The sequence below is a fragment of the Desulfosarcina widdelii genome (assembly GCF_009688965.1).
Classification (GTDB): domain Bacteria; phylum Desulfobacterota; class Desulfobacteria; order Desulfobacterales; family Desulfosarcinaceae; genus Desulfosarcina; species Desulfosarcina widdelii.
In genome coordinates, this window is sequence record NZ_AP021875.1 from 3,858,707 (window position 1) to 3,885,273 (window position 26,567).

A 26,567-nucleotide genomic window follows, 5' to 3' on the forward strand; every position below is an offset into this window, starting at 1 on the left:
TATACCTCGAACACCACACCGACAGCCTATTCCCACTTGAAAGGTAATTCTATAGTATTTCGATAAGTTACCGATACCAATCTATGGATAAATGTCATTCTTAATAAATAGAGCATTACACTGCCAATCATACAATTAATTGGTGGTGCAAAAAATATAGAAACAGGAGGACAGCATAAATGGATGATACTGAATTAAGTGTGAAATCAAGTTCAACTGGTTCCGAGGAAACAGATATAAAGGAAATGCTGGACGGCATTTTAGAGACAAAGCCAGCGCAGCCTTTGCGCCCTGATAAGATTGAGAATCCCGACCCAGCGGAAGAACAAATCGTCAATGAGGCTTACGAGCATTTAAAGGGAATTTTTCTCCGGAATTTTCACAACGCAATGGTCGAAGCGGGAAGGTATATCATCGACAACTTCTATGGAGGGGACTCAAAGGCAGCCTTTGCTAAAAATAAGGGCAAAGACCAGCCGCCGAATCTGAAAGCCCTGATCGATAAGATCAGGCAAGCACCGACAGCAGACGAAAGTGGTGTGCCATCGATTGGTTGGTTTTACAACGCAGTAAATTTGGCAGCCCACGAAGATATTTGTGCGCAGCAGGGATTACAAACGTTTGTAATGCTTGGCCACAGCCATAAACTACAACTGCTCCATATCCCAAAATTGAAGTCATTTCAGTCAGATGAATTCGAAGAAGCCGTTGCGTCCGCATTTGTAGAAAAGGAACGGCTGGCTAAATATGCCTTCGACAATTCTCTATCTGTTCGAGATTTCAAAAATTATATAAAGGAGCAGCACCCCTCGGAGGGCATTGATCTGGCCGTTTTGCCTCCGAAAGCTGAGTTGCGAAAAATTGAATCGAAAGAATTGGTTAGGCTCTGGAACATGGCCAAGGCAAAATATGAAAATGGCCACCGGCAGGTAAGTTTATCCAAAGATGCAATGCAAAGGCTTGAAATCGTATTGGCAGAAACTGGAAGTAAACAAGGTACTGGAAAAGGACGCTTCCAAGATTGGACCAACCCAAAAAACAACGTAAACATTTGTACTGGTTGTAAAAACGATTGTGCTTACTGTTACATGAAGACAATGAACGTAGGTAGAACCACCAAGAAGCAACCGGCAGACTGGCACAATTGGGAACTTCGCCAAAAGGATGTAGACGCCAAACAGCGATTGAGGGATGGCCTTGTCGGATTCCCTTCCTCACATGACATCTTTCCTGAAATTCTGGATACCTATCTTTTCGTTTTGGGAAAGCTGCTTCGCGCAGGAAATGAAGTCCTAATTGTAAGTAAGCCCAGATTTGATTGCATTCAGGCAATATGCGAAGCCGGCCGGTTTTTCACAGACAGAATTATTTTCAGATTCACTATCGGGGCAATGGATGATGCGGTTTTAAAAATTTTTGAGCCTGATGCCCCGAGCTTCGAAGAACGCAAGGCAAGTTTGCAATACGCATACGAGGCAGGATTCCGAACGTCGGTAAGCATGGAACCGATGCTTGATACAGCCCACATTGATCAATTGATTGGGGAGCTTCACCCGTTTGTCAATACAGACATCTGGCTTGGAACCATGAACCATACAAATGTCATAAAAAAATGGGCGGACGAAAATCTGTTGAAGGAATTAGTCCGGATAGAAGAAAATCAGTCACCGGAAATTCTCACTTCCATCTTTAACAAATTCAAAAATGACTTGAAAATCAAGTGGAAAACGGATGCGTTCAAATTTATAGAAACCGCGCTCAAGCAAGCGAAACAAGGTTGAGAACTGCAACACCGCAAATTATATCCGCACAGATCCCGTTTTTTTGCTCAGTAAGCCCGCGATTCTTATCGCTGGAATTTTGATTTTGGGTTGAAGTTCCGGAATACGTCGTGAGTCCTTGATTCAGCGTTGAACAACCCTTCCCCTGATACTGGCTAAGTCCATTTTTAAAACATAACCCAAGGTAGCAAACAAAAGAGGGTGTCCATTATCAGGGCCGCATCACATTAAGCCTCCCGTGAGTGTCGTTTGGATGAACTGGTGTAAAGCGCGCGGATATAGAAAAACAACGCAATCCGCCAACGACATCTACAGATTATAGACGGTTTCCGGATACAGTTCATTTTCGCACTGAAAACAAAAATCGATTTTACTTAGCACCAAAAAATTTTTAGCAAGGAGAAATTCTCAAATGCACAACACCTATACATTAACAAGCAAGACCTACATCGACCTGGACCAACCAGAGATTTATCAGCGGTTCATGCAGGAATATTTGGAGTTGCTTCGGTCAAAGCTCCAACAATACAAGATCATGGATCAAAATGGCGATTTACGCGAGATTCGATATTCATGCGGCCAGGATCATGACCCTCGAAACCCGAACTGGAAGCCATTTCAATATCTTGAGCAGATTTGTCGTAAATATGGATACGATGACATGGAAGCGCGGGATGTAATTGAAGATCAGATTGGTCGGCGATTGGTCTGTGAGTGTCTGTTGTTTGATGGATAGATTCTGGGGCATGTAAAAGGATATCCGTAATATGATATCAAGAGCACATCCCTTAATAAACGATTATGAAGCGGTTATCAATTCAGTGAGAAACATGATCCCGTCTTCAACACGCTTCTTGATAGCGGATAATTGGCGAAAATCGAAAGTCCCCGCCGATCCGTGCGTACCGTCATTGAAGACGCGAAAAAGCTGTAAGATGTTTTCGATGTCCTGTTCTACAAAATCTTCAAGGGATTCTTCAATCATACCTTTTCGATGCAGAAAATATCTTATCTTTGCCCGCCTTGTTGGCCTACCGTGTTCCGTCCTATCACAATCTGGGATAAGGCTGATAACCGATGCGTCTGGGGCCTTGATCACAAGTAGTTGGGTGAAGATTTCACGTGCACTCGTGCAAAAATGGCGGGCGGCATCCGGATTCGTGGGGTTTAGGGCAAAGACTGCTCCTTTCCAACGGTTATCCAGATCAACCGAGATATTCCGCAATTGATCACCCAGTGCCGCATCTTGAAGCCCGTCAACTTGCTCGTCTGCTTCGGGTTCCATTCCGGAGAGTCGATTGGCAACTGTGACGCTGTTTGCCGTTTCACGCTCAGAAAGATCAAGAATCCTATTGTACATCGGGCCAATCTGATTTGAATCCGCAAGATGCTCCAGCCGCGTGTAAGTTTGGTGGAGAGTTTCCACTGATGTTCGATAAACGACAAACCGGGTCGTTTGATGATTACTTAAGCGTGCCAGTTCATTTCGAAGACGCTGTTGATTTGCTTTTACCCGTGAGTTGTGCTGACGTACAGCTTGGTTATATTTATTGACAGCCTGATTGACCTTTTGATTATGCTGCCTCACAAGCCGATTGTAGTCATCGATGGCTCGTTTTCGTTTTTGCTGGATTTGTCGCAATTTGCTTCGGAATTGTGCGATGGATATTCGCTGAACCATGTATCCCCCTTAGAGCCCGCACTAACTTTCAGGTCAATTTGCCCCGTCGAGAGCGAAGACCTTTTGGAAAAAAGGCATCGTTGAATCCAGATTCTCAATAGGATAGTGTGGCTGTCAACATAATTATGTTACTGAAAGTCAGGGAAGGTATTGGTTTGAAAATCAGAGGACACGTTTGCCATTCCGTATTGACGTCCACAGTTTGAAAATGGCCTATAATTGGACAACATTAGCCTGGCGTTATAACAACTCTTCAAGGAACAACCGCAATTTTTTTATCTTCGCGTCGCTTTTTTGTCTGAATAGCCGTGCTATTTCCATGGTTACTGCTTCCCTGTCTTCAGAAACCTTATCCCCTTCCAGAAATGAAAAAATATCAACCGGTGTCATTTCGAATATATCACACAATTTCAGCAGAGTGCTTAAGGTCAAATTGACCAGCCCCCGTTCGATCTTCCCATAATATCTGTAGTTAATCCCCAGCTGCTCCACATCCTCCTGCCGCAGCCCGTTGGCTAACCGTGCCTGCTTAAACCGCAATCCCAATCTCTTTTTTACATCTTCAGGGTCCATTTGTCTCCTCCATGGCTATTTATAAATGAAGGTGACTGGACCTTACAGGCTCATATAAGTAGTAAAATTATTGTAAATAATCCTTAAAGGTAGTATCTCTGCAGGTAGGAATATCGCTGGGTTGCTGACCTTAATTGATAGTTGTAAATGAACAAGGAGGGTTAAATGATTCAAAAACTTGAAAATGGCTTCCTCATCGCGCTGCTTACAGTATGTCTGACAATCTCAATAAGTGTTTCTTCCCTGTTCGCGCTTGATGTTAAGGGCCTTGCAAACAAAGAAGAAAAGGTCACAACAGTCGCAAAGGAAGTGGAATATACAAAAAAATGGTTTTTTGGGTCTGTCCATAAGAATTTTAACGCCATTTTGAAAGAACATCCTGATTTTCCAAATTTTGCGGGCGTACTCGAGTCTTTTGATTTTTTAGATATAACAGAATACGATCCAAATTATAATCCTTGGGGAGGTGGTTGGGGGCCTGCAAATGTTAAAATTCTCCAGAAATTTTTAGTGAAGAGTTATGGCATTAATGAAAACATTGCGATAGGTACGAATGAGTATGATGCAATGCAAAGTTTGTTCACAAAATTTGCCAACTATTATAGTTTTAAGAATGGATTGAAGACTTACCACGTTACCCAAGAAAAACTGACTGAAGATATCAAAAATAGTATTAATAGCCTGTTTATGTACTTTAGATCGAGTTTACCGGAAACAGAGAAAAATAAATTGATTAATTTTATTGATGATTTTGATAAATTCTTGGATAACTATTACACTGAAAAGACCGCGATTTATATAGCGAATACACAAAAAGAAAAAAAAGAACAACAAGATCGTATTGCATCTATCAAATCAGGTAAGGAATCAAACGATACATACGAAAACGCGAAGATTTATTATGATGCACAGAATGGATTCAACCTTATACAAATGCCGCCTGTTAAACCAACCATGAAATATTACTTCGTTTCTGGTAAACTTGAGTCCAAAGATGGTGACCTTTACATTGTTCAACGAGTGATATTTGGTGATATTAAATACTTTGTATTTCGATTAACTGATTCTGCCGGTGAAAAGAATTTTAGAATAGGCGGTGAGCTCCAGCTTATTGGACAATTTGTTGATTTGTACAAATACACAACGACAATTGGTACAAAGAAATATGCACCGGTATTTGATGCAGTTTTCGTGGAGCTATAGTCGTTTAAAAGATGTGCCATCATGTAAGTTTGTTTGGAATCAACTATGAGTTATGATACTAATACTATCGACCTGGATCAACCAGAGATTTATCAGCAGTTCATGAAGAAATATCTTGAACTGCTTCGGTCAAAGCTCCAAAGATCCAAGGTCATGGATCAAAACGGCGCGCTGAGGGAGATCCGATATTCATGCGGACATGATCATGACTCTCGAAACCCGAACTGGAAACCATTCAAGTATCTTGAGCAAATATGCCGCAAATGTGGATATGACAACATGGAGGCGCGGGGTGTCATTGAGGAACAGATTGGCCGGTGCCTGGAATGTGAGTGCCAGTTGTTGGGTGGGTAGGGTGGTGACTGATAGCAGTAAAACAGGTTTTATAACTTCTTTTATCTGATTTAATTATCAAAAGGCATGCTCCTGGAACGTCAAGGTTTGGAAAGCTTTGCTGCAGGCAGTTTTCGCGACCCTCGCTGCTAATCGGGTTTTTTCACCCTGGGCTGTATCGGTCTGCCATGACCCTCAGGATAGCTCATTATAAATCATTTTCAGATAATAACAACCGCCCAGCTCCAGATATTACTATAACGGGACCAATTGCCATTTGAATAACTTTCACAATTTGTTCTAAATACATTTCTGATCTTTTTCCCTTCCAATTCGGTTCAAATAAATTTCAATATGTCTAAGCCATCCTCTTCAAACTATCTGTGGCTAACTGGCTTTTAGGGTATGCTCAACATGGGAGTATATCTTCAAACAACGCGATTTTCCTTAGGAGATTAAAAAAAACCAAAATCTTGTGATCTCGCAAGGTGTTTAGGGCACAGTGGTAAGTAAACATCTTTCCAAAGCCGTGTACATGATTGTGGTTGCTTTTATTTGCAAATAATGTGTCGATTTCATTTCTTGGAGGCTTGCCTGGTAAATGCAATCAGAGTGTCGCAGTAGGCCTCCAAGAGCCTCTGGATCGTGGCTTTATCCGACTCTTTGGGGGTGCCCTGCCACTCGTAATGGCCCAGAATATCCCATCCGGACCTCATGGTTCTGGCCTCGAAGTCCTTTTGTGCGCCACCCGCCCAGCCGAAGGAACCGAAACGGAACACCTTTTTGTTGGTCACCTTTTTCACCATCAACTCCTCAATGGTGTGGGCCATGGGCGGGAACATTTTGTATTCATAGGTTGGCATACCGAAAATTAAGCCAGCGGATTTCCAGGCGCTTCCCAGAATGTATCCGATTTCGTCACCGGGTACTTGGAAGACATGCACCGGAATGTCACGTTTGCACAGCGTCTCAATCACCAGGTTTAGCACCTGTTTGGTATTGCCATACATACTACTCCAGACAACGGCAACCTCAAGCTCCGCTGGCCCCTTGCTGTATTCGGCGTAACGCTTATAATGGTCGATTATTTCCGCAGGATTTTCCCGCCAGATGATACCGTGCGATGGGCAGATAACCTCCACGTCAAACCCTTTAAGTTTCTCTAGTCCCTTGAGGACGAAGGACGAAAAGGTGGCCACGATGTTGGCGTAGTAACGCAGAGACTCCTGCTCGAAAAACTGGTGTTTTTCCCCGTCGATCTGGTCGTCGAAAATTGCGTTTTCGTCTACGCGGCCATAGGAACCAAAGGCATCGCAGGAAAAGAGAATCTTCCGTTTGCGTTCATAGGTCATCATGGTCTCTGGCCAATGTATGTTGGGGGTATCGAAGAACTGCAGTTCATAATCTCCGACCGTAAGCACCATGCCATCGCTGATGGCAACGGCCCGCTCTGGAGGCACCGAGGAAAATGCCTGCAGTAAGGGTACCGCCTTTTTGCTGCAGTAAATAACTGCCTTGCTGTTTTTTTTGCAAAACTCGCGCAACCAGCCGGAATGGTCGGGTTCCATGTGGTTCATGATGATGATATCGATTTTCTCGATGGTTATCTGCGATTCCTCAATTTGGTGGGTGATCTCCCGCGGAAAATTGAAGATATCTTGGGTCAGATCAATAATGACGTTCTTGTCGCCCTTGATAAGATAACCATTTATTGAAATGCCGTTTGGAATCGGCCAAAGTCCCTCGAACAAATAGTCCTTGTCCTCAATGTTGACAGAAAATCGATAAACGTCGTCTATCACTTTTTGAATATTCATTGTTTCAGTATTCCAATTTGAAAAGTTGGTAAAAGGAAATCATATCTTATTAGGATTTTAAGGAATCAGTCTCGATAATAAATGATTCCCTTGTTTCTTTTTTCCATAATAACGGATGCACCGTATGGCAATAACCCTGTTTTAGCCGCTTGCTGGGCCAATTTATCTCGATGGTGCGGATGGGCAATTTGAATTAGGGATTGTGCCCGTTCATCAATCGTCAACCCTTTTAAGTGAGCAATACCCCACTCCGTGGCAACATAATCGACAGCGCTCCTTGGGACTGTTACAGCCGTACCTTCAGATAACAACGGCACGATACGAGACTGATCATGATATTGTGAACTTATGGCTAAAACACTTACACCTGCCCCATCCTCGGCGAGCATCGCTCCTGTAACGAAATCAAGTTGTCCACCAGTACCGCTGATCTGACGCGGTCGCAAACCGCCTATCTGCTCGGAGGCCACCTGTCCCGTCAAATCTATCTCCAAGGCACTGTTTAGTGAAAACATTTGTGGTTGGCGCGCGACGATGAGCGGGTTGTTAACATAGTTCACCGGATGAAACACCACCGCCGGGTTGTCGGCAATGAAACGGTACAGACGTTTGCTTCCCAGGGCGAATGTGCACACCGATTTATTGGGATCGAGTTTTTTACGGGAATTGTCGACGACACCGCATTCTATCAGATCAACCATCTTTTCGGTCAGCATTTCAGAATGAAGGCCGCAGTGTTTGATGCCGGCCCGGGGCAGTGCGTCCAGTACAGAATTGGGCAGCCCGCCGATGCCTACCTGCAGGGTCGTGCCGTCTTTGATCAGGCCGGCCGAAAGAATGTTCTCGGCGACTATGCGGTCTGCTGCACTCACCTCCGGCGCCGGGAGGCAATAGGTCTCAAACTCGCAATCTTCGACGATTTGGTCAACCTTACTAATATGAATTTTAGCTTCACGACCACCGAATGTAGCAGGCATATCCTCCCGGACAACCACGACGACTTTTCGGGATACGTCAGTCAAGGCCTTCATATGACCGACCGTCAGTCCAAAACTAAAATTGCCGTTCAGATTCATTGGGCTAGTCACCAAAAAGAGTATATCAAACGCATATTGTCTGCGAACTATATCTGGTACCAGATGCCATGATGCCGGTGCATACATTCCGCATCCGCGATCACCTGCGAATGAGCGGGTGTGAGGCATCACAAATCCACTGTACCATTTGAAAACATCGCCACGGGGATCCACTCGGAGGATTTCGTAAGAATGCGTGTCGAGGAACGTGCGCACAGTGACATCCTTCAGCTCGTCTTTGCGTTGGGCCAGATATTTATCGATGATGGCTGCGACATTGGCACCTCCGCCTAAATGGATTGACATGCCACTTGTGACCATTGCGGACGCATCCTGTGGGGCAATCAGTCTGCGTTTATAGTCTTTGAAATATGCGTTTATACTCATTGCCTTACAATCCCAAACTGATAGTGAAAATGGTGTTGCTCTCATTATGGTCGGAATTCTCTTTTACACTGTATCTACCATTATTAAGCCTCGACTGTATCAGAAGCTAATTTAGCATTAAGATTCAAACCTTCTACTGTTAAGCTATCTATTTCTATTACTTCAATGGGTATTTTTAGTTCATTCATCAACTCAATTAGCATGTTGTAAAGGAGATAATCACCGTCAAGCGATCTATAAGGTATCATTTTATTTTGGATCTTGAAAATAATGCCAGAATAGGCGACAATGGCTCCGATGCGTTCCGCTTTTCTCCTGCTTGCCTCAGATAATCGCATATTCTCCAATGTCATGTTCACCCACTGTAACTTGCTATCTGCCTTCGCTTCTTTATCGACAACACGTTTATAATTCAGCAGCCGTTTCATTGTTGTTTGTGTTATCTTAATAATTTTTTGTATTCCCCTATATTCCATGTCTACTCCTTTCGGTAATAATCAAACCAAAAATGCCGAGAACCTGCAGAATGGTTTGAAATTTATGTCTTATTTTTTTCACTCAATGAAAGTGTGGTGAGTGGCTATTTTGTATCCCGAACACCGATCTCATCAAGATGTCGAAGCAGATCGGCCGTGTCTTGATAAACTCGGAAAGCCCCCGCCTGTTCGAGTTCGTACTGACCATAGCCGCCGGATAATAAACCAACTCCTAATGCTCTGGCACGACGAGCAGCTAATAGGTCCCAGACGCTGTCACCCACCACAATTGAATCCATGATCGACACATCAAGTTTCGCTGCGGCCGCAATAAACAGATCAGGATCCGGTTTGGCATGAGATACCTGATCGCGTGTAATGACAGGGACCTCAGAGGGAATGCACAACTTACCCAACATCTGGCTGGCACTCTTGAGCTTCCCGCTAGTGGCGATCGCCCACGGAACCTGAGATTTCGATAGATATGCGAGCAACCGTTTTGCTCCTGGCAATGGCTGGATTGTGTCTGATAGTCTTGCGAAAGCACCTTCATGAGCGTCTATAAGTAGCTTAGCCTTCTTAGTGGTAATCGGTTGGCCCGTTTCCCGCAGAATTGCATTAGCCATTAAACCACCGCTCATACCGATATGTCGATGGATTCTCCATACAGCCAGATCTATTCCCACAACTTCTAAAGCTTCACGCCAGGCCAATACGTGTTGGTAAACGCTGTCCATAAGAGTCCCATCAAGGTCAAAGAGAAAAGCTGTTCGACCTGGTTCAAGTTTTTTGCATGGCTCTTCATCAATCATTTGGATGACCCTCCTTTCCCAATAATACATTATGCTGCTGAACGTTTCCCATCGTGTCTTTCGGCGGTTGCCTTTGTTTCAATCGTTGATTTCAGCACCAACCGGCCGTCGGCCACAACGCAACCTTGACCTTCCGGATAGACGATCAGTGGATTGATATCCAGCTCCTGGATTTCAGGATGATCGGTAACCATCTGAGACATGCGCAGGATACAATCCTTCAGTGCAGCGATATCCGCCGGTGGCTTGCCCCGCCATCCATTGAGGACTTTGTGGGACTTGATGGATCGGATCATGTTATCTGCGCTCATCTCGCTCATGGGAGCCAGGCGGAAGTTTACGTCCCCGAGCACCTCCACGAATATTCCGCCCAGGCCAAACATGCACAACGGGCCGAATGCCGGGTCCCGGGTCGCACCCAGAATGACCTCGACGCCGTCTTTTGCCATCTCCTCGACGAGGACGCCCTGGATGTCGGCGGCGGGATTGTATTTTTTGGCGTTGGCCACGATGGTGTCAAAGGCTTCCTGGGCCTGATCAATGGCGTTAATGCCAAGGGTCACGCCGCCGGCATCAGACTTGTGCACGATATCGGGGGAAACGATTTTCATCGCCAGCGGAAATCCCGTTTGGGCGACAACAGCTTCGAGTTCGGAGCGATTACCAACGACGTGGCTTTTCAACAAAGGGAAATCGTAGCACTGGAGAATCTCACTCATCTCATGCTCAGGCATATATGCTTTGTCAGTATTGCCGAGCTTGTGGGCAATTATCCTGGCGGCCCTTTGCGTATCAGCCGGCAGCCGTCGGAATTCTCTTTTTGCACTTCCGATCAATTTCAGGTTCTCTCCGAAACGGGCCATGGCCGCCATGGTTCGGGCGGCTGCTTCCGGAAACGGATAGTTGGGAATTCCATGGGCCTCCAGGAAATGGGCACCTTCGGAAACATCGACCAGCCCCATGAACGATGCGAGAATCGGCTTGTTGACATCTCTGGCCACCCGGGGGACGATCATGGCCGTCTCCTTGATGTCGGTCATGGCCTGGGGCGTCAGGATGACGATCGCACCATCGACACCCTCATCAAGGAGCGTGTCGCGAATGGCAGCCTCGTAGCGTTCATGGGTTGCATCGCCGATGACATCCACCGGGTTATGAATGTTTGCTGTTTCGGGCAAATGATATTTCAATTTGTCTTGGGTTTCACTGGAAAGTTCTGCTAATTGTAGACCATGACGGATGGCCGCATCCGTGGCGATAATCCCGGGACCGCCGGCATTGGTAATGATAGCGATGCGCTTTCCTTTCGGGATGGGCTGCTTCGAGAATGCTTGCGCATAATGAAAAAGCTCATTGATGCCTTCAACCCGTTCGATACCACTCTGCTTGAAGATGGCGTCATAGGCGGCGTCGGATCCGGCCAATGCCCCCGTGTGGGAGGTCGCCGCTTTGGCGCCTTCGACGGACCGGCCCGATTTGACGGCCAGAATCGGCTTGCCGCACTGCATGGTGATTGTCCGTGCAATTTGTATGAACGCGCGGGCATCGGAGATGTCCTCCAGATACATCAGGATGACATCCGTGAGCGGGTCGTTTTTCAGGTAAGAGAGAAAATCGATTTCGTTGACGTCGGCCTTGTTACCGAAGCTGATGAACTTGGAAAAGCCGACATCCCGGCCGGCCGCGTAATCGAGTACCGATGTGCACAGAGCACCGGATTGGGAAATAAAGGCAATGTTGCCGGGTTTGGGCATGATCCGGGCGAAACTCGCATTCATGCGTACGCTTTCGGCGGTATTGATGATGCCCAGGCAGTTGGGCCCCACCAGGCGGATGCCCCGATCCTTCACCAACGCGGCGATTTCTCTTTCCATCTGCACACCATGGCCGCCTATTTCCTTGAAGCCTGCCGTGATCAGGATGCACCCTTTGACCTGCTTCTGCGCGGCCTGTTCGATGACGGTGGGCACCGCCTTGGGGGGCACGACGATGACGGCCATGTCCAGGTCGTCGGGAATATCCGTTAGGTTCCCAAAGGCTTTCACTCCTTGGATCGAGTTTGCCGTGGGATTGACAGGATAAAGAACGCCCTGGTAGCCGGCCCGCAGCAGATTCTTGAAAACGGCGAGCCCCACGCTGCCCGTTCTGTTCGTTGCACCGACGACGGCAATAGATTTGGGTTCAATGATAGATTTAATATCACCCATGCTGATCTCCTGTTTTCCTGAATTACTGATGTGAGTTAGAATTCTTCCAAGTTGACCCAGGTTGACTGGCTTCACCATGTAGTAGATTACCCCCTGGCTTCTGATTTCCACTTCCAGATTGGATGTGTCGTTATTAACCATGGAAATAATACGAGCTTTGGGTATCACCTCTCGCAGTTCGGGTATCAGATCTGATCCGTTAGTGTCAGGCAGTCTCTGGTCCAGAAGAATTAAATCGGCAGGTTCACTCTTAAGGTGTTCCAGCGCCTTAGCTCCAGTATCGCATTCGGTGCATTGATGCCCGACAGTATTAATCCAGTCTTGCACTCGTTTTGACTGAGTATTATCTGAACTAACGAGAAGAACATTGATCTTCATGGCATCCTCTTCCTGATTATTCTGCTTTTCCTCATGAAAGCGAGCTACCAGGCCTCACGTTCCAGACGCTTATATAAAAACGCCATTTGTCTTTCCGGTAAATCACCCACATTGTCATAAACCCACTGTATATCACCAGATGTGATCGCAGCTTTGGCTTCGCTGGATAGATTGTACTTAGCAAGAGCCGCTGAACCATTTTCAAGTAGCTGCACCCAAAATGCCGGATCATCGATGGCATCATTCAGCACTTGTTTGACAATCAGACCTTGGGAAGCCTTTTCACCAAGCGCAGTGTTCTCGTGAATCTCAATGCGCTTAAAATTTTCCAAGTCCTTCCAAGCATGATCTCTGAGTGCCGTTGTACCCTGAACACATATTGCATGATTTTGTTGGAACTGGTGAATACCTCGAATTAATACCTTTTCCGAAGTCTCGATGGGTTCGGCGTCTGAAACCAGAATAATTTCGGCATCCGGTTCTTGAACACGAATTTTACTGAATGCTTTTACACCATCATTGTCTAGTAACCGTAAATCGGTCACCATCAGATCGAAACGTTTTTTCTTTAGAGCTTTTCGAGCGCACTTGGCGGTCTTTGCAAAATCGATATCAAATCCTTCATGACTTAATATATCCTCAAAATGTTCTGTTAATATGATATTATCTTCCAAAACCAAGGCATGTGGAAAGACCTTTTGTAAGGTTGAGATGTTTGCAATTGCACCATACATGATTGTCTCCTTGTTACCTTTTTTTGATGTTTACCAAAATTACTCCTGAAATGAAGGCTGATGGTCGGAAAAGAATTCGGTGAGACCTTTTTCCAATAATCGATTTAGGGTGAATCTTACGGATCCTAACTATCCGGCTCATCGGCATCGTACATTTCAACGTGTTTATTTGACGGTGAAATTGTTGTTGAACTGACGATCTAAATATTGATGTACCTTGTATTTTTTTGCTTCAAGCTGTGACGCCATCATGCCATCAATCAATTGATTACGATATTTTTTTAGAAAAAGAGTTTTGTAGGTTTCACGGCTTCCTCTTGACCAATATGCTGGCGAACGGGCGGAAAATAATTTACTTTTTTTTTGACAAACGGCGATTTCATTAGAGAGTGCTGTCTCATATTTCGCCCTTAGCATGGTGGCATTATCAATCGCCCAAATTGGAATGGCGATTAGGACTATGGTCAGTGTTATCATTACCGCAATTGCTTTTCTCATTTCCTTCTCCTATTATTATTCTATTGGGTCGAATTTGTGATCGACTGGCCAAATTTTTCAAATATCTATCTATTATCGATTCGCTGCATTCCATAAGCGACTATCTGTTAACTTCTACATATAGCAACAGCTATGCCATTAAAATAGAAATGGTTATTATGTCTAAATACAGATAGATATAGTATGCATGGGCCTAATTTTCGAATAAGCACATATGTCATAACGAGATAACACTCTGATATATAATGAATTTCCGAAGATATTGGGAGAATTGGTAACAGGTATGATGGGGCATGAATGCCTATGTGTTCAATAAAGACTGCTAAAATATATAATGTTTTAAGAATGATAAGGGGGTGGGGCAGGAATGGTACATGATGGGGCTAATTGATTCCGTGCTTTTTCATCTTTCTGAGAAGGGTTTTGCGATCAATCTTCAGCATAGTTGCTGTTTCACCGCGTTGCCATCGGTTTTGGTCAAGGGCCTCTATAATGATGGACTTTTCAAGAGATTCCATTTCTTCCTGCAAGCTCCCATTAGTCCTTTGAAATGTTGCGGAAGAGAGGTTTGTAGGCTTGCCAGAAGAGGATGTTGAAGGATTAAAAAAACTGAAATTGCCAGTGGCTGCATAGCGTTGAATCGTGTTTTGAAGCTCTCTTACATTGCCTGGCCAATCATATTTTTTCATGTCATCTCGAATGGTTGCAGGAATGGTTAAGGGGTTGTTTACGTTACCAAACTTTTCTATAAAATGGTCGATCAATAAGGGGATGTCCTGTGGCCTTTCTTTCAAGGGTGGAACATGAATAGGAAAAACATTAATACGAAAATAGAAATCTTCGCGCATTAAACCCTGATTCAGCTGCTCTTGAAGATCAACATTGGTAGCGGCGATTACTCGGACATCGGATTTTTTTGTTTCCCTACCTCCCACGGGAGTATATCCATATCCATCGATGACACGAAGAAGCTTAACCTGCATAGTCGTGCTCAAGGTTTCGAGTTCATCCAAGAAAAGGCTCCCGCCGTTGGCCACCTCAAGGAAGCCTCCTGTATCGCTGGCCGCACCAGTAAAAGCACCTTTTTTATAACCGAAAAACTCGCTCTCAAGCAGGTTGTCGGGAATCGCGCCACAATTTACCGGCACAAAGGCCTTGTCTTTGCGATCGCTTAGCTGGTGGATAGCGCGGGCGACCAATTCTTTCCCGGTGCCTGACTTCCCCGTGATTACAACGCTGGCATCGGTTCTGGCAGCACGGATAATCTGCTCGTAGACGACCTGCATGATAGGGCTAATGCCGATGATAGATCCAAGTTTATACCGATCTTTGATTGAAGATTTCAGAGATTCATTCTCTCTGACCAATTCAATTTCGGCTAATTTGTGTTCGGTAATGTCCGTAATAAATCCTTCAAATGACAAAACCTTGCCTTTTTCATCGTAGTGGCCGATGCCTTGTTCCCAAACCCACTTCTCTTCACCCGCTAATGTCCGAATTCTGTATGTCATCCCAAAAGGTTTTTTTGCTCTAAGTGAACGTTTGATTTCATTCAAGACCATCCGCCAATCCTCAGGATGAACTAACCGTTTAAGAAGTCGTTCAAGAGGACCGACAAAGGTAGAAGATTCATATCCAGTCAGTTCTTTGCATCTAGGACTGACAAACTCAACCTGCCAGTCGTTAGGATGTCTGCAATGGTAGACAATGCCGGGGAAATTATCCAATATGGTCTTCATCAATCGCTCACTCTCCCTCAAAGCCAGATCAGCTTCTTTTTTATCAGTAATATCGATAAGAGACAGAATGCTTTTTTCGGTACCAGGAACTATATCTACCGTCGCAGAGATTGTACGTTTGTCTCCGCTAACAGTTATCAATTGGAATTCGTATTCTGATGGGGCCTTACCCCCCTCTTTGCGCCTTTGTCTATGGTACCGCTTAAGCCGGTCGCAATCTTCAGTGACTACGAAATCAAGAAAACTCATAGACGATCGGGCTAAGTCATTACCAATCTCGGATAATTGGTTGAACTCGCTATTTGATGAAAAAAGGGTCATATCTTTGTTCAATACAACAATGGCGGTTCCAGTATGTTCAAAAAGGGTCCGATACCAATCTTCCGCCATAGAAGAACCGATTTGCCTGATTATGCAATCAGTTTTATTTTTCTTTTTCTCATTCATGGCTTCATAAGTTAGGGATTACGCGGAATTATTTTAATGATTTGATCTATCTTACCGGATTTTCAAAAGAATATCAATTGGGCATTTTATAATTACCATACAGACTTGTGGCCTGATACCACAATTGATGAATATTTTCTTCAGTGATAGGGTTTTATATTTTAAGATTTGTGCTTTGGTTTTCCAAGTTGATCTCCATTTTTTGAACGTTTGAAACTGCATCATTTTTATCATTGTGCCTAAGACAGCAAACAACCAATGTTTATTGTCGTAGTCACCCACCCAGCAACGATTTAGGTCAAACTCAATGATATTTTTCAACACACCCGAGTCGTCCGGGAAAAGAACCCGTCAATGGTTTTCGCTTTGTTGAGTTTCAGTCTGGTCGGCATCATCGCGCGATACCGCTTTATTATCGTGGCCGTGTTATGCTGATTTCTGGCATCATGATTAATGTTATTACACACGAGATTGATAAATTTGAATGGCCCCAAAGAACGGATTCTTTTGGTTGAAAGTTGGTTGCTGCAGGTTAAACGGCCTACATAACTGTGTATATAAATCCTCTTCCTCGTTTACATCAGCCCAGAAATTTGGGATGATTGTAAAAATAATTAGTGCTCATCCACAGGAATAACTACCTGTAATAAATAAGAAACGCGCATTTTGTAGTGGTTTTTCTCTTCTCTTTGTAGTATATTGAAAGTCGCCAAACAACCAATATCACTACAAAAGAAAGAAAGGAGCCGATCACAAAATGCGCGAAAAATGGCAAAAACAGATGCCCCTGATGCCTCAGATCAAAGACCACGCCCAAGCAAAAGAACTTACAGCTATCAGTGGTATCATCGATGCTCACCCTATCATCTGTGATCGCGTTCTTCAAGATTTGAACAAGGGCAAGCTGGTGGCCTATCGAACTGGGGCTGACGGCATGAGCGCCGACCAGGTGCTGCGTTGTGCTATCGTCAAAATCCTTTTCGGTTTTACGTATGATGAACTGGCATTTCATATTGTCGATTCGCAGGCATTGAGTTGGTTCTGCCGGATCGGTATCGCCGACAAGGGATACAAAAAATCCGCCCTGAACAAAAATATCAAAGGCATATCGGATGCCACCTGGGAACTGATCAATGCGGATCTTTTGGGATATGCGAAGCAAAAGGGCATTGAAAAGGGCCGACAGGTCCGGGTCGATTGCACGTGCGTTGAAACCCACATCCATCATCCCACCGACTCCAACCTGCTGTGGGATGGTGTTCGCGTGTTGACGAGGCTGCTGAAGCGCCTCCGGGATGAATCGGGGATCACAGTTCCTGGCTTCCATAACCATACCCGTGTTGCCAAACGACGGATGCTGGCGGTGATGAATGCCAAACGGAAAAACAAGCGTAAGGTTGCCTATGTGGACCTGCTCAAAACCAGTCGCAAAGTGGTTGGGTACGCTCATAAGGCAGTCGCTACGATCAATGCCGGTGCGACCTGCGACCCGCTGGTCATGACGATTGGCTTCCAGATCGAACATTTTGTCGATCTGACCCGCAGGGTGATCCACCAGACCGAACGCCGGGTTCTTCATGGAGAAACGGTCGATGCCAAAGACAAAGTAGTATCGTTGTTCGAGCCACATACCGATATCATCGTCAAGGATACAGTATCCGGATTTCTGGACAACATCCCGTTTACCGTCAGTATGATACCGATTGTTGAGCATATGCTTCAAGCCACTCCGATACCAAATAATACCCTCTGGTGAGCGTTATCTTTGGGTGCTTGTCTAGATGGAAATTATTACCTATGCAAGTGCATCGGACAATATCGTAACGGTCAGTATTTCCAAAAAATATGGCGAGAAATTTACCTTCTTGGATTTTATGAAAACAGGCACGACGGTTACTGTGATCGATCTTTCGATATCCTCGATTTATCTGATTGTAAGCCTACCTCACAATATTGTAAATCTTGAATTAATAGACCGCCTGATCATCGAAGACGGAGAGATCAATATCAAGGATATTTCTAATTATCGAATAAATGTCTAACTGGTGAATTCGTGCAAGCCAATAACAAGCTCAACGTGATAATCCATCCCCCCACTTTCCTACCGAACTGGAAATTTCATGTGAAGCAGGAAATTAATACCATATCTAAAAAAAAGACTGGCCTTCCCGTTCCTATACAAAGAACAAGCCCAATGATGGATTTGCGTGCTCTATCCAAGAGATTGCAGTGACTTGGGCCGGTGCCAACTTAACTGACACAATGTAGGATCAGTTTTAGTTCCGTCAACGTCTTTTTGGGCTCAAATGACAAAACTACCGTGATAGGTGCAGACGTCTGACCTCACTATGTCCTTATACGTTTGAAGGTAACAGGATTAGTCTTGATTTTTTAGGGGAGAAGAGGTAAATTATTCAAAATTCTGGGGATGGAGTCCCCCAACAACTGCCCGGGCCGGGCTGATGACTCCTACCGCACAGGCGATGTGGCGGTGGGGGCTATATGGTTCCAAGAGTAACCCGCTGCAAAGCGGGTTTTTTTATGCCTACGCCATGGCCCGGATGTTTTAATTAAAAGGAGGACTTCATCCATGATGCAGAAACTATCTTGGTTGGCACTGGCCGGCGCAAAGGGAACGCTTGCTCGCTATGGATTGACAGGGCTTGTTCACAAAATCAACGGGATGTCTTTTCCCTGGGGGACTGTGGTCGTAAACATAGCGGGCTGTTTATTGGCTGGACTGTTTTGGTCCTTGTTCGAAAACCGGTGGGCTGTCTCCAGCGAGACCCGAACGATTGTTATAGCCGGTTTCATGGGAGCCTTTACCACCTTCTCGGCCATGGTGCTTGAGACAAGTGAACTATTCCGGTTGACAGAATGGTTACATGCGGTCGCGAACTTGACCATACAGAACGGGCTCGGTTTGTTCGCTTTGTACATCGGCCTGACAGTCGGACGGCTGAGTTGAAGGAGGGTATAATGACGAAACTTCCATCAGAAGCATTTTTATTGCGGATCTTCATCGGAGAAAGCGACAAAATCGATGGTAGACCTCTTTGTGAAGTGATCGTGGAAGAAGCCCGGAAGCAAGGCATGGCGGGAGCCACGGCATTGAGAGGATTTTTGGGATTCGGAGCTAACAGCCGGATCCATACATCAAAGGTTTTACGACTTTCTGATGACCTTCCAGTGGTTGTGGAAATTGTCGATGAAGAAGGGACGATCAATGCCTTTCTTCCAGAATTAGACAAGTTGATAGGTGAAGGGTTGATAACGATAGAAAAGGTACGAGTTATAGCCTACCGGCACAATCCCAATATTTGATGCTCTGACTTGGTAGGAGGTAAGAGCTTGTACCATCCCAGGTATCCAAGCGTTAAAACTATTGTGCAGCCAACGAGCGCCGAATCCATCCTGTCAAGAGCCACAGTCCAAGATGGCAGCCTACCAGAATCCAACAAGCATTCATCATGAATTTATTCTTCTCATAGCTTTATCGTATAGATTGAAAATCAAAATAAAAATGGCTGCAGTTCCGCAAATGAATAGAAAGGACAAGGTAAGTTTGTTTCCGGTGGTAAATATCTTAAAAAAGCCGGACCAAGATTCCGGGGCGTTGGCCTTGACTTCAAATAATGTGTCGAGGGACTGTCTCGACTTCTCATACAAGGCTCTGGATGTTTGTACAAAAGCCTCAGCAACCTGCGGAACAGAGCCTTTAACGGCCAGCTCCGGTATGGCGTTGATATTTATGGTATAAGCCGTCCAGTCCTCTTTAAAACAGGCATATGCTGTTTTTTCTTCGTCTGTGACCAATATTTTTTTCAGTTCTGCCATGTTTCGTTCTAATTGTACTGCCTCAGAAGTCATCCTGTCTTTGTATTCATCCCACTGCGTTTTTTCAAATGATAGGAGCGATTCCAATTCCGCCAACCGGTAGGCCAGTGTATCGACACGAATCTGATGTAGTAATTTTTTGCCGGACATTTGATCGAAACTAGTTGAGCGAACAGTTCCGAACATCATCATGATAAACGCGGCCAACACTAAAATGCATAAAGCCATCTTAATTCCGTCTGGACTGATTTTCCGATTGCTTTTATTCATGAGGATTGTTCTTTCATCTATACGTCAAAGCAGCCGGGGTCCTTCACAATCCGGTGCCGGGTTGGCCATTCCCAAAGTCGAATCGACAGTTCGACATTGGAAACCAGTGTTTGTCAATCGTTGACCGGAAACGCCATTCTTTCATCTCAAGAAAGTCAACGATTGTCTCCCCCTCGGTCTCGAACTAAATTAATAGAACCTGTTTTCCTTTTTAAATCACAGGCCGTCTCCATAGGGTGATAGCCTGTAGTTTCTGCGCAAGGTCACGGTGGTCATTTCCTTTCCTGGGTAAATTCTATGCTTACATTTGATTTGAAATGACCATATTCATTCTTTATCGTTTAGGAGTCTATAATAACGCCTTGATCCGCTTGATATCCTCAGTCTTTCCCAGCATAATCAAGATATCACTATCTTTAATTACGAAGCTTGCCGACGGGACCAAAATGAAATTTTCGGGTACGAGTTCCTTAATAGCGATGATGTGAACATTATATTTGGCTCTCAGATTTAGATCTTTCAGGTTTTTTCCGATAAATTCTCTGGGCGGGCCGACTTGAACCAAATCGAACTCTTCTGCCAGCGGAATAAAGTCCAGTACGTTTGGGCGGGATAAACCCCGTGATATTCGCACCGCCATATCACGCTCAGGATGAATAATCTGTGTCGCACCCACCCGCTTAAGAATTTTTGCATGGTCATCATCCAGGGCCTTGGCCAGGATTTTCTTGACACCGGCCTCCTGAAGATAGAGGCAAATCAGGATACTGATGCTGATTTTTGTCCCCGTAGACACGATTACGCCATCAACATTTTCCAGACCGAGTGCCTTCACAGCTTCTTTGTCTGTGGCATCAAGAACGATCGCTTCCGTACAGTAGGCGTCAATAGCCTGGACTCTTCCTTTATCAGCGTCGACCGCCAACACTTCATTACCATCTTCATACAATGCTTTGGCTGCATGAAATCCGAAATTACCCAACCCGATCACAGCAAATCGTTTCATGATTATGATCCTTTTATCCGATCATCAAATTTTCTTCGGAGTGTTCCACTCCATTGGTAGCTTGGGTGCCTACAACCATGTATGAGAAGGTGAGCACCCCTACCCTACCAATGATCATCATAACGATGATCCAGAATTTGCTCCACATGTTCAATTGCGAGGTGGCACCCATGGAAAGGCCCACCGTTCCAAACGCGGATACCGTTTCAAAGAGATATTCAATGAACGTTCTTTGCGTGTCTTCCAATCGATGGCCGTCGATGGCATTTCCAACCAGAATCAGGAAAAGGACAATGCAGATGATTGCAATGGAAATAAGAACCAGGGATACACTGCGGACAACCGTTTCGCCGGGGACACTTTTCTTGAATAAATTGACCCTACGTCGCTGCCTTAAACGGCTTATTGTAAAAGCTGCCAGCAAGGCCAAGGTTGTGGTTTTCACACCGCCACCGCAGGACCCTGGTGATGCGCCGAAAAACATAAGAAAGATCATCATTGCCAGGGTGGCGTTTTTCAATGAGGCAATATCGATTGTATTGAAACCTGCGGTTCGACACGTAATAGATTGGAATAAGGGCGTCAGGATGCGATGCGAGATTGGTTGGCTTTCGCTTATTGGAAGTTGCTCCAAGACCGCGAACATGAATGCACCCAAGAAGATCAGGGTCAATGTTGTCCATAGAACTGTCTTTGTCTGAATCGACAAGCGGCAGCGTTGACGTTTCCGGAATTTGATCCAGCTCTGTAGATCGTAAAGCACCGGGAACCCGATACCACCAACCACAATTAACACGCACAGCGTCAAATTTAGCCAAAGATCGTTGCTGTATCGCACCATGCTGTCTGAAAATAAGGAGAAACCGGCGTTACAAAACGCTGAAATCGAATGAAACACCCCTGTATAGACGGCGCGACCCAAATGAAATTCCTTGTTCCAGTGGATTGTCAGTAGGACCGCCCCTATCAGTTCAGCACCGATAGTATACAAGACAATGCTTTTTACGAGGCCAAAGATGTCCTCGCGCGGGGTATGAGTGAACAAATCCTGCATGACCATTCGATGCCGAAAAGAGATATTACGACCGATCCATCTAAATAGCGCCACCGAAATCGTCATCACTCCCAGCCCACCTACCTGAATGAGAACCAGGATGACGATCTGTCCAAGATAAGTGAAATAGGTGCCGGTATCCACGACCACGAGGCCGGTGACGCAAACCGCTGACGTAGCAGTAAAGAGTGCATCCATCCAAGAAATGTAACCGGCATTGCTGGAAAACGGGAGCTTGAGAAACAGTGTTCCGATACCGATGGCCAATAGAAAACTGGCCAGTACAAGTGTCGCCGGATGTGCCCTGAGAATGCGAGTCCGAAGCATCATAACTTGCGCCTCGGATGCTGATAGTATTCACAATAAGGGTGGTCTTCAGTCTCGCACAATTCATGAAGGCGACGACCACCGAGGACCATGCGGTCAAGATAAGCTCCGCATACCATCATCTCGCGTTGTGAATCGATTTTGCTATAATTCAGAAATGGGCACAGGGTTTCGAGAACCCTGTCAAGACTGTCCGCCGGCCCCAAGTCATGGATGATCTCTCGCACAAGATTTGAATCCAGCTTGGCATCACCAATGCACCGGACATAGTCGACTTTCGCCCTTTTGAGATCTTTAGCCAATTTGCGATGCTTTGTAACCAGGAGCGCCAGGACAATACTCTGATTGGTGTGGCTGTTTCGCTTCAGTGCGGCACTCAATTCCACGAGGGTTTCACGCTCCTGGATAGATGTCCGTATGAATGAAATCACGATGATCTTGGGTTTATGTTCAAAGGCCTTGTATAGGCACTGGATCGGACTTGCCACCCACGCCTCGTCCGGCGACGAATAGTCAATACCGCCGGATAGGTCGCATGCCAGCGACAGCAGGTTTCGCGAGCTATCCTCTACTGCAAATGATTTGAACTCTCCTTTTTTCATCCCATTATCTTTCTCATGGAGTCCGTACTAACATTCGTCGACTATCGCCCCCGATTTTCAAAAGACTGACGATTACGACGATGAGTTCCAATCGCCCGAGGAACATGGCTATTGTTTCGGACCACAGGGCGGCGTCCGGCATCTGAGGTGAGGTGACACCAACTGAGAGTCCGACTGTTCCTATAGCGGAAGCGAATTCAAAAAGAGAATCAACAAGGCTGAAACCGCACGCACACAAAATCATGACTCCGAGCACATAAATCACCAGATATAGGAAGATAAAAACCATCACCTGGCGAATTCTAGCGTCTTCCACAAAAACGCGTCTGTTGCCCTCCCAGATGGGACGTTCCAACACCGCGGTGCGGGGAATGAGGAATCGTTTAATTTCCCATAAAACCATCTTCCACAGCAGATAGATTCGAAACTGCTTGATCCCTCCGGCCGTTGAACAAGTTCCCCCGCCAATCAGCATCAGAATGATCAACAGAAATAGGCCGAAGGCATTCCAATTGCCGTAACTAACGGTTGAAAAACCCGTTGTGGTTAAAGCTGTCACTGTCTCGAAGATCGCGACCCGGATTGATTTTCCGAACTGGGGGTAGAGGGCCTGGCTTGTCAGCAGGAACATAGCCATTGCTGATAATGAAATGAGGACGACCACTAAACGAACTTCGCCGTTTCGTGCAACCATTCGCAGCTTACCACGCCATAGCAACCAGGCAGTGACGAAGCTCAAATTGCCAAGAAGCATCAGCGGCAGGGTTACCGCCTCGATGGCCGTCGAATTCCAATATCCGATGCTCTCCGCTCGTGTTGAGAATCCGCCAGTGGAAACAGCGGCGAATGAGTGATTGACTGCGTCGAAAAGAGACATTCCCGCTATCCGATACGCGATGATTCCAGCGAGCGCGTAGGAAGCATAGATGATCAGAACCAGGCGAGCCGATTGCCTGACATGCGGCACGAGTTGGTCGCTTCGTCCCTCAGCGTTCGATATGCTGATGCCGACAGGACCGATAATGGCCGACATCATGATGATGGCCAATCCTGCTCCACCGGCCAATTGAATGATGCTGCGCCAGAGCAGGATCATGTTGCCAGCGCTGGTCACGTCCAGCACCGAAAGCCCGGTGGTAGTCCATCCACTGACCGATTCGAATACGGCACGGGAATACGGTAGTCTTAACGCGAGCGTAAATGGCCATGCTGAAAAAAGGATGACGACGATCCAACTTACCAGAACGATGATACCGCCTTCCTGAACCGTAAGCGTGAAATTGTGCTGGGAACGAAATGCTAACCAGCACACAACCCCTAATATGAAAAGAAAGAAACTAGGCAGACCAAAGGCCAATGCTTGATCGATCTCCTCGGGATGTGACGTGAGCGTCAGAAGGGGAGTTAACATCACAGCGCTGGCGAGACACAGAATCATTCCGACCGAAGAGATGATCACGGCATAACGCTGTTTGAGATATTCATTCTCTCGCATGGACTGGTTCCTCTACATCCGTTCGCCTGTGAACACCTTGAGCACAGGTCCATGATTTTCCGGAAGCGTGATGAGGACGATACGGTCGCCTGACAACAGGTCATTGGCTCCGCGAGGGACGATCGGCCTGTTGTCACGGATCACCACGGCTACCAGGGCGTTTTCAGGCAGGTTGATATCCTTTAAAAGCTTTCCCACGACCGGAGAATCGTCGTCGAGGATGATCTCCGTCACATTCACCCGACCTTCGCCTACGGGCAACAAATTGGTGATTTGTTCCAGGGATGCTCGCTGCTCAATCAGGCTTCCGACGATGCTGGTTGTGGAAAAACCCGAGACTCCCAGCTTTTCGAATATCTCTGCATTATCAGGGTCGTTTGCCAGGGCAACAGTCCTGGGCACACCGAATATACGGGAAGCCAGCTGACAGATAACCAGATTATCCTGGTCGTTAGGAGTGATGGAGAGAACGGCGTCGGCGTCCATTGCACCGGCTTCCCTTAGAATCCCGGCATCACTGCCGTCTCCGCATACCACCATGGCTGAAAGCTGGCGGGCCAATTGGACGCACTCTTCCTGGTTTCGGTTAATGATGACGACCTGATAACCCCGCGCCGTGAAATTCCGGGAAAGAAAGTAGAGCGTGTTTCCGCCTCCGACGATTAGCACTTTCATGATTGTGCTCCTTCCCGTTCGGCGGTTCCATTAGCAACGGCCTGTAAGAACATCTTTGCGGCAACGGAAGTTGGGCATATGGTGTCAATACCTAATTGCGCGTAAACCGCCTCTCTCTTGGGGTCAAAAACCCTGGCCAGCACATGGGGAACATTGAAGATCCGCCGCGCCACCTGGGCAACCATCAAATTGACGTTGTCCTCGTGTGTTGTGGCGATCAGAACGTCTGCTTTGTTAGCCTTTGTCTCTTTGAGCACGGCCATCTGGGTTGCATCCCCATGGACTCGAAACCCGCTGAAATCGGGCGATAGGTCATTGAAGGTGGACTCATCCATATCGATCACCACCACCGAATTGCCGGCACGACTGAGGTGATTGGCTAAATGGGAGCCAAGCCGCCCGCACCCCACAATCGCGATGAAGCGATTATTCTTCATTCGATCCCTCCTTGGCGTCGTCGTCCTTGGAATCCGTGACCTTCTTATCCGGCCCGAGATCAATCTTTCCGAATTTGTGCCAGGAGGTGGATCGATCCAGGTTCGCTTGGGCTGATTTGAAGGTGGCATCGATATCCAAGGCCGCCCGATAGAATTTTTGGGCCTCCAACCAATCACCCTTGATTTCCAGCAATGCCCCGAGAAGATTGTACGCTTCCGGCTGAGCCGGGTTCGCTGCGATGGCCTTCCGGACCGTTTCACGAGCGACCGCGAACCCACGGTCCGAGATGTGTCTTTTTGTAAGCTCAATCAATGAAAAATAATCGACGGTCTTGTTCTCATCCAACGCCTCGCGTTTCAGCACTTGAGTGGCCAACTCTCGAATTTCACCAGGACTAAAAGGCTTTTGAATGAAATCCACTGCACCGAGCTTCATTGCTTCCACGGCCGATTCAATCGTCCCGTGGGCTGTGATGATGATCACCCGAATGTTTGGCCAGTCGTCCTTGATTTGCCGTAGGACCTCCATTCCATCTATCCCTGGCATTTTCAAATCCAAAAAAACCAAGCCGAATGAAGTTTCATTGAGTTTCTGAAGCGCCTCCTCGCCGTTCACGGCTGTCTGGATCAGAATATCCAGGGGTTCCAATGACTGCGACATGGTCAGGCGGATGTTCTTCTCATCGTCAACGATAAGAATTGGTTTCTTTTCCATGCGTCCC

Annotated in this window: 25 protein-coding genes, 1 pseudogene and 1 riboswitch; of the genes and pseudogenes, 7 read left to right on the top strand and 19 right to left on the bottom strand. The window is 46.1% G+C overall.

From position 1 onward, the window contains the following. Positions 1 to 179 precede the first annotated feature (179 nt). On the top strand, positions 180 to 1,781 hold the full coding sequence (locus GN111_RS17765; RefSeq protein ID WP_155305034.1) for a radical SAM family protein: 1,602 nt from the start codon (positions 180 to 182) through the stop codon (positions 1,779 to 1,781). Between the two features lie 412 nt (positions 1,782 to 2,193). After that, positions 2,194 to 2,517, top strand: a complete 324-nt coding sequence (locus GN111_RS17770) for a hypothetical protein (RefSeq protein WP_155305035.1) — start codon at positions 2,194 to 2,196, stop codon at positions 2,515 to 2,517. A 63-nt stretch (positions 2,518 to 2,580) separates the two neighbouring features. Here GN111_RS17770 and GN111_RS17775 read toward each other — a convergent pair whose 3' ends face one another. Together GN111_RS17775 and GN111_RS17780 are read right to left on the bottom strand one after the other, a co-directional pair. Next, positions 2,581 to 3,462 carry a pPIWI-associating nuclease domain-containing protein gene (locus GN111_RS17775; RefSeq protein WP_155305036.1) on the bottom strand — a complete coding sequence of 294 codons (882 nt, stop codon included), beginning with the start codon at positions 3,460 to 3,462 and terminating at the stop codon, positions 2,581 to 2,583. 240 nt (positions 3,463 to 3,702) lie between these two features. Next, positions 3,703 to 4,035 carry a helix-turn-helix domain-containing protein gene (locus GN111_RS17780; RefSeq protein WP_155305037.1) on the bottom strand — a complete coding sequence of 111 codons (333 nt, stop codon included), beginning with the start codon at positions 4,033 to 4,035 and terminating at the stop codon, positions 3,703 to 3,705. A 165-nt stretch (positions 4,036 to 4,200) separates the two neighbouring features. On the opposite strand from GN111_RS17780, the gene GN111_RS17785 reads away from it, so the two are divergent. Continuing rightward, positions 4,201 to 5,238, top strand: coding sequence for a hypothetical protein (locus tag GN111_RS17785; RefSeq protein WP_155305038.1), 1,038 nt, complete (start codon positions 4,201 to 4,203; stop codon positions 5,236 to 5,238). Positions 5,239 to 6,146: 908 nt separating this feature from the next. Here the strand turns inward: GN111_RS17785 and GN111_RS17790 are convergent. From GN111_RS17790 to GN111_RS17825, 9 genes and pseudogenes are all read right to left on the bottom strand, one after another. Next, positions 6,147 to 7,388, bottom strand: a complete 1,242-nt coding sequence (locus GN111_RS17790; RefSeq protein WP_155305039.1) for an FprA family A-type flavoprotein — start codon at positions 7,386 to 7,388, stop codon at positions 6,147 to 6,149. Positions 7,389 to 7,453: 65 nt separating this feature from the next. Continuing rightward, complete coding sequence (locus tag GN111_RS17795) at positions 7,454 to 8,896, bottom strand: acetyl-CoA hydrolase/transferase family protein (protein ID WP_331457664.1); 1,443 nt, start codon at positions 8,894 to 8,896, stop codon at positions 7,454 to 7,456. A gap of 38 nt (positions 8,897 to 8,934) precedes the next feature. Further along, positions 8,935 to 9,327: a hypothetical protein gene (locus GN111_RS17800; protein WP_155305041.1), complete on the bottom strand. Its 393-nt coding sequence runs from the start codon at positions 9,325 to 9,327 to the stop codon at positions 8,935 to 8,937. Between the two features lie 104 nt (positions 9,328 to 9,431). Further along, positions 9,432 to 10,139 (bottom strand): HAD family hydrolase, encoded by a 708-nt coding sequence (locus tag GN111_RS17805; protein WP_155305042.1) that lies wholly within the window; start codon positions 10,137 to 10,139, stop codon positions 9,432 to 9,434. 29 nt (positions 10,140 to 10,168) lie between these two features. After that, on the bottom strand, positions 10,169 to 12,346 hold the full coding sequence (locus tag GN111_RS17810; RefSeq protein ID WP_231715482.1) for an acetate--CoA ligase family protein: 2,178 nt from the start codon (positions 12,344 to 12,346) through the stop codon (positions 10,169 to 10,171). Between the two features lie 57 nt (positions 12,347 to 12,403). Next, positions 12,404 to 12,724, bottom strand: a pseudogene (locus GN111_RS34450) (response regulator); the annotation flags it as partial. A gap of 44 nt (positions 12,725 to 12,768) precedes the next feature. Further along, positions 12,769 to 13,458: a response regulator gene (locus GN111_RS17815; protein ID WP_155305044.1), complete on the bottom strand. Its 690-nt coding sequence runs from the start codon at positions 13,456 to 13,458 to the stop codon at positions 12,769 to 12,771. Between the two features lie 165 nt (positions 13,459 to 13,623). Continuing rightward, positions 13,624 to 13,956: a hypothetical protein gene (locus tag GN111_RS17820; protein WP_155305045.1), complete on the bottom strand. Its 333-nt coding sequence runs from the start codon at positions 13,954 to 13,956 to the stop codon at positions 13,624 to 13,626. A 383-nt stretch (positions 13,957 to 14,339) separates the two neighbouring features. Beyond that, positions 14,340 to 16,142, bottom strand: a complete 1,803-nt coding sequence (locus GN111_RS17825; RefSeq protein WP_155305046.1) for a sigma 54-interacting transcriptional regulator — start codon at positions 16,140 to 16,142, stop codon at positions 14,340 to 14,342. A gap of 757 nt (positions 16,143 to 16,899) precedes the next feature. Here GN111_RS17825 and GN111_RS17830 point away from each other — a divergent pair. The 4 genes from GN111_RS17830 to GN111_RS17845 all read left to right on the top strand — a co-directional run bounded on the left by GN111_RS17830 (position 16,900) and on the right by GN111_RS17845 (position 19,466). After that, complete coding sequence (locus GN111_RS17830; RefSeq protein ID WP_155305047.1) at positions 16,900 to 17,898, top strand: transposase; 999 nt, start codon at positions 16,900 to 16,902, stop codon at positions 17,896 to 17,898. A 25-nt stretch (positions 17,899 to 17,923) separates the two neighbouring features. Then, complete coding sequence (locus tag GN111_RS17835; protein ID WP_155305048.1) at positions 17,924 to 18,184, top strand: hypothetical protein; 261 nt, start codon at positions 17,924 to 17,926, stop codon at positions 18,182 to 18,184. A gap of 373 nt (positions 18,185 to 18,557) precedes the next feature. After that, a riboswitch (Fluoride riboswitch) is annotated at positions 18,558 to 18,621 on the top strand. 111 nt (positions 18,622 to 18,732) lie between these two features. Then, positions 18,733 to 19,110 carry a fluoride efflux transporter FluC gene (locus tag GN111_RS17840; protein ID WP_155305049.1) on the top strand — a complete coding sequence of 126 codons (378 nt, stop codon included), beginning with the start codon at positions 18,733 to 18,735 and terminating at the stop codon, positions 19,108 to 19,110. Between the two features lie 11 nt (positions 19,111 to 19,121). Beyond that, positions 19,122 to 19,466, top strand: a complete 345-nt coding sequence (locus GN111_RS17845; RefSeq protein WP_155305050.1) for a DUF190 domain-containing protein — start codon at positions 19,122 to 19,124, stop codon at positions 19,464 to 19,466. A gap of 144 nt (positions 19,467 to 19,610) precedes the next feature. Here the strand turns inward: GN111_RS17845 and GN111_RS17850 are convergent, their stop codons facing one another. The 8 genes from GN111_RS17850 to GN111_RS17885 all read right to left on the bottom strand — a co-directional run bounded on the left by GN111_RS17850 (position 19,611) and on the right by GN111_RS17885 (position 26,560). Further along, complete coding sequence (locus tag GN111_RS17850; RefSeq protein ID WP_155305051.1) at positions 19,611 to 20,249, bottom strand: MCP four helix bundle domain-containing protein; 639 nt, start codon at positions 20,247 to 20,249, stop codon at positions 19,611 to 19,613. 349 nt (positions 20,250 to 20,598) lie between these two features. After that, on the bottom strand, positions 20,599 to 21,255 hold the full coding sequence (locus tag GN111_RS17855; RefSeq protein WP_155305052.1) for a potassium channel family protein: 657 nt from the start codon (positions 21,253 to 21,255) through the stop codon (positions 20,599 to 20,601). A 13-nt stretch (positions 21,256 to 21,268) separates the two neighbouring features. Further along, positions 21,269 to 22,639: a TrkH family potassium uptake protein gene (locus GN111_RS17860; protein WP_155305053.1), complete on the bottom strand. Its 1,371-nt coding sequence runs from the start codon at positions 22,637 to 22,639 to the stop codon at positions 21,269 to 21,271. Beyond that, positions 22,636 to 23,238, bottom strand: a complete 603-nt coding sequence (locus GN111_RS17865; RefSeq protein WP_155305054.1) for a hypothetical protein — start codon at positions 23,236 to 23,238, stop codon at positions 22,636 to 22,638. The genes GN111_RS17860 and GN111_RS17865 overlap by 4 nt, the downstream gene beginning before the upstream one ends. A 13-nt stretch (positions 23,239 to 23,251) precedes the next feature. Then, positions 23,252 to 24,733: a TrkH family potassium uptake protein gene (locus GN111_RS17870; RefSeq protein WP_155305055.1), complete on the bottom strand. Its 1,482-nt coding sequence runs from the start codon at positions 24,731 to 24,733 to the stop codon at positions 23,252 to 23,254. 12 nt (positions 24,734 to 24,745) lie between these two features. Next, positions 24,746 to 25,408: a potassium channel family protein gene (locus GN111_RS17875; protein WP_155305056.1), complete on the bottom strand. Its 663-nt coding sequence runs from the start codon at positions 25,406 to 25,408 to the stop codon at positions 24,746 to 24,748. Next, positions 25,405 to 25,845, bottom strand: coding sequence for a potassium channel family protein (locus GN111_RS17880; protein WP_155305057.1), 441 nt, complete (start codon positions 25,843 to 25,845; stop codon positions 25,405 to 25,407). The genes GN111_RS17875 and GN111_RS17880 overlap by 4 nt, the downstream gene beginning before the upstream one ends. Then, complete coding sequence (locus tag GN111_RS17885) at positions 25,835 to 26,560, bottom strand: sigma-54-dependent transcriptional regulator (RefSeq protein ID WP_155305058.1); 726 nt, start codon at positions 26,558 to 26,560, stop codon at positions 25,835 to 25,837. The genes GN111_RS17880 and GN111_RS17885 overlap by 11 nt, the downstream gene beginning before the upstream one ends. Positions 26,561 to 26,567 lie beyond the last annotated feature (7 nt).

Coding starts and splice junctions, on each gene's coding strand:
- GN111_RS17765 (WP_155305034.1), top strand. CDS start 180: ATGGATGATACTGAATTAAGTGTGAAATCAAGTTCAACTGGTTCCGAG.
- GN111_RS17770 (WP_155305035.1), top strand. CDS start 2,194: ATGCACAACACCTATACATTAACAAGCAAGACCTACATCGACCTGGAC.
- GN111_RS17775 (WP_155305036.1), bottom strand. CDS start 3,462: ATGGTTCAGCGAATATCCATCGCACAATTCCGAAGCAAATTGCGACAA.
- GN111_RS17780 (WP_155305037.1), bottom strand. CDS start 4,035: ATGGACCCTGAAGATGTAAAAAAGAGATTGGGATTGCGGTTTAAGCAG.
- GN111_RS17785 (WP_155305038.1), top strand. CDS start 4,201: ATGATTCAAAAACTTGAAAATGGCTTCCTCATCGCGCTGCTTACAGTA.
- GN111_RS17790 (WP_155305039.1), bottom strand. CDS start 7,388: ATGAATATTCAAAAAGTGATAGACGACGTTTATCGATTTTCTGTCAAC.
- GN111_RS17795 (WP_331457664.1), bottom strand. CDS start 8,896: ATGAGAGCAACACCATTTTCACTATCAGTTTGGGATTGTAAGGCAATG.
- GN111_RS17800 (WP_155305041.1), bottom strand. CDS start 9,327: ATGGAATATAGGGGAATACAAAAAATTATTAAGATAACACAAACAACA.
- GN111_RS17805 (WP_155305042.1), bottom strand. CDS start 10,139: ATGATTGATGAAGAGCCATGCAAAAAACTTGAACCAGGTCGAACAGCT.
- GN111_RS17810 (WP_231715482.1), bottom strand. CDS start 12,346: ATGGGTGATATTAAATCTATCATTGAACCCAAATCTATTGCCGTCGTC.
- GN111_RS17815 (WP_155305044.1), bottom strand. CDS start 13,458: ATGTATGGTGCAATTGCAAACATCTCAACCTTACAAAAGGTCTTTCCA.
- GN111_RS17820 (WP_155305045.1), bottom strand. CDS start 13,956: ATGAGAAAAGCAATTGCGGTAATGATAACACTGACCATAGTCCTAATC.
- GN111_RS17825 (WP_155305046.1), bottom strand. CDS start 16,142: ATGAATGAGAAAAAGAAAAATAAAACTGATTGCATAATCAGGCAAATC.
- GN111_RS17830 (WP_155305047.1), top strand. CDS start 16,900: ATGCGCGAAAAATGGCAAAAACAGATGCCCCTGATGCCTCAGATCAAA.
- GN111_RS17835 (WP_155305048.1), top strand. CDS start 17,924: ATGGAAATTATTACCTATGCAAGTGCATCGGACAATATCGTAACGGTC.
- GN111_RS17840 (WP_155305049.1), top strand. CDS start 18,733: ATGATGCAGAAACTATCTTGGTTGGCACTGGCCGGCGCAAAGGGAACG.
- GN111_RS17845 (WP_155305050.1), top strand. CDS start 19,122: ATGACGAAACTTCCATCAGAAGCATTTTTATTGCGGATCTTCATCGGA.
- GN111_RS17850 (WP_155305051.1), bottom strand. CDS start 20,249: ATGAATAAAAGCAATCGGAAAATCAGTCCAGACGGAATTAAGATGGCT.
- GN111_RS17855 (WP_155305052.1), bottom strand. CDS start 21,255: ATGAAACGATTTGCTGTGATCGGGTTGGGTAATTTCGGATTTCATGCA.
- GN111_RS17860 (WP_155305053.1), bottom strand. CDS start 22,639: ATGATGCTTCGGACTCGCATTCTCAGGGCACATCCGGCGACACTTGTA.
- GN111_RS17865 (WP_155305054.1), bottom strand. CDS start 23,238: ATGAAAAAAGGAGAGTTCAAATCATTTGCAGTAGAGGATAGCTCGCGA.
- GN111_RS17870 (WP_155305055.1), bottom strand. CDS start 24,733: ATGCGAGAGAATGAATATCTCAAACAGCGTTATGCCGTGATCATCTCT.
- GN111_RS17875 (WP_155305056.1), bottom strand. CDS start 25,408: ATGAAAGTGCTAATCGTCGGAGGCGGAAACACGCTCTACTTTCTTTCC.
- GN111_RS17880 (WP_155305057.1), bottom strand. CDS start 25,845: ATGAAGAATAATCGCTTCATCGCGATTGTGGGGTGCGGGCGGCTTGGC.
- GN111_RS17885 (WP_155305058.1), bottom strand. CDS start 26,560: ATGGAAAAGAAACCAATTCTTATCGTTGACGATGAGAAGAACATCCGC.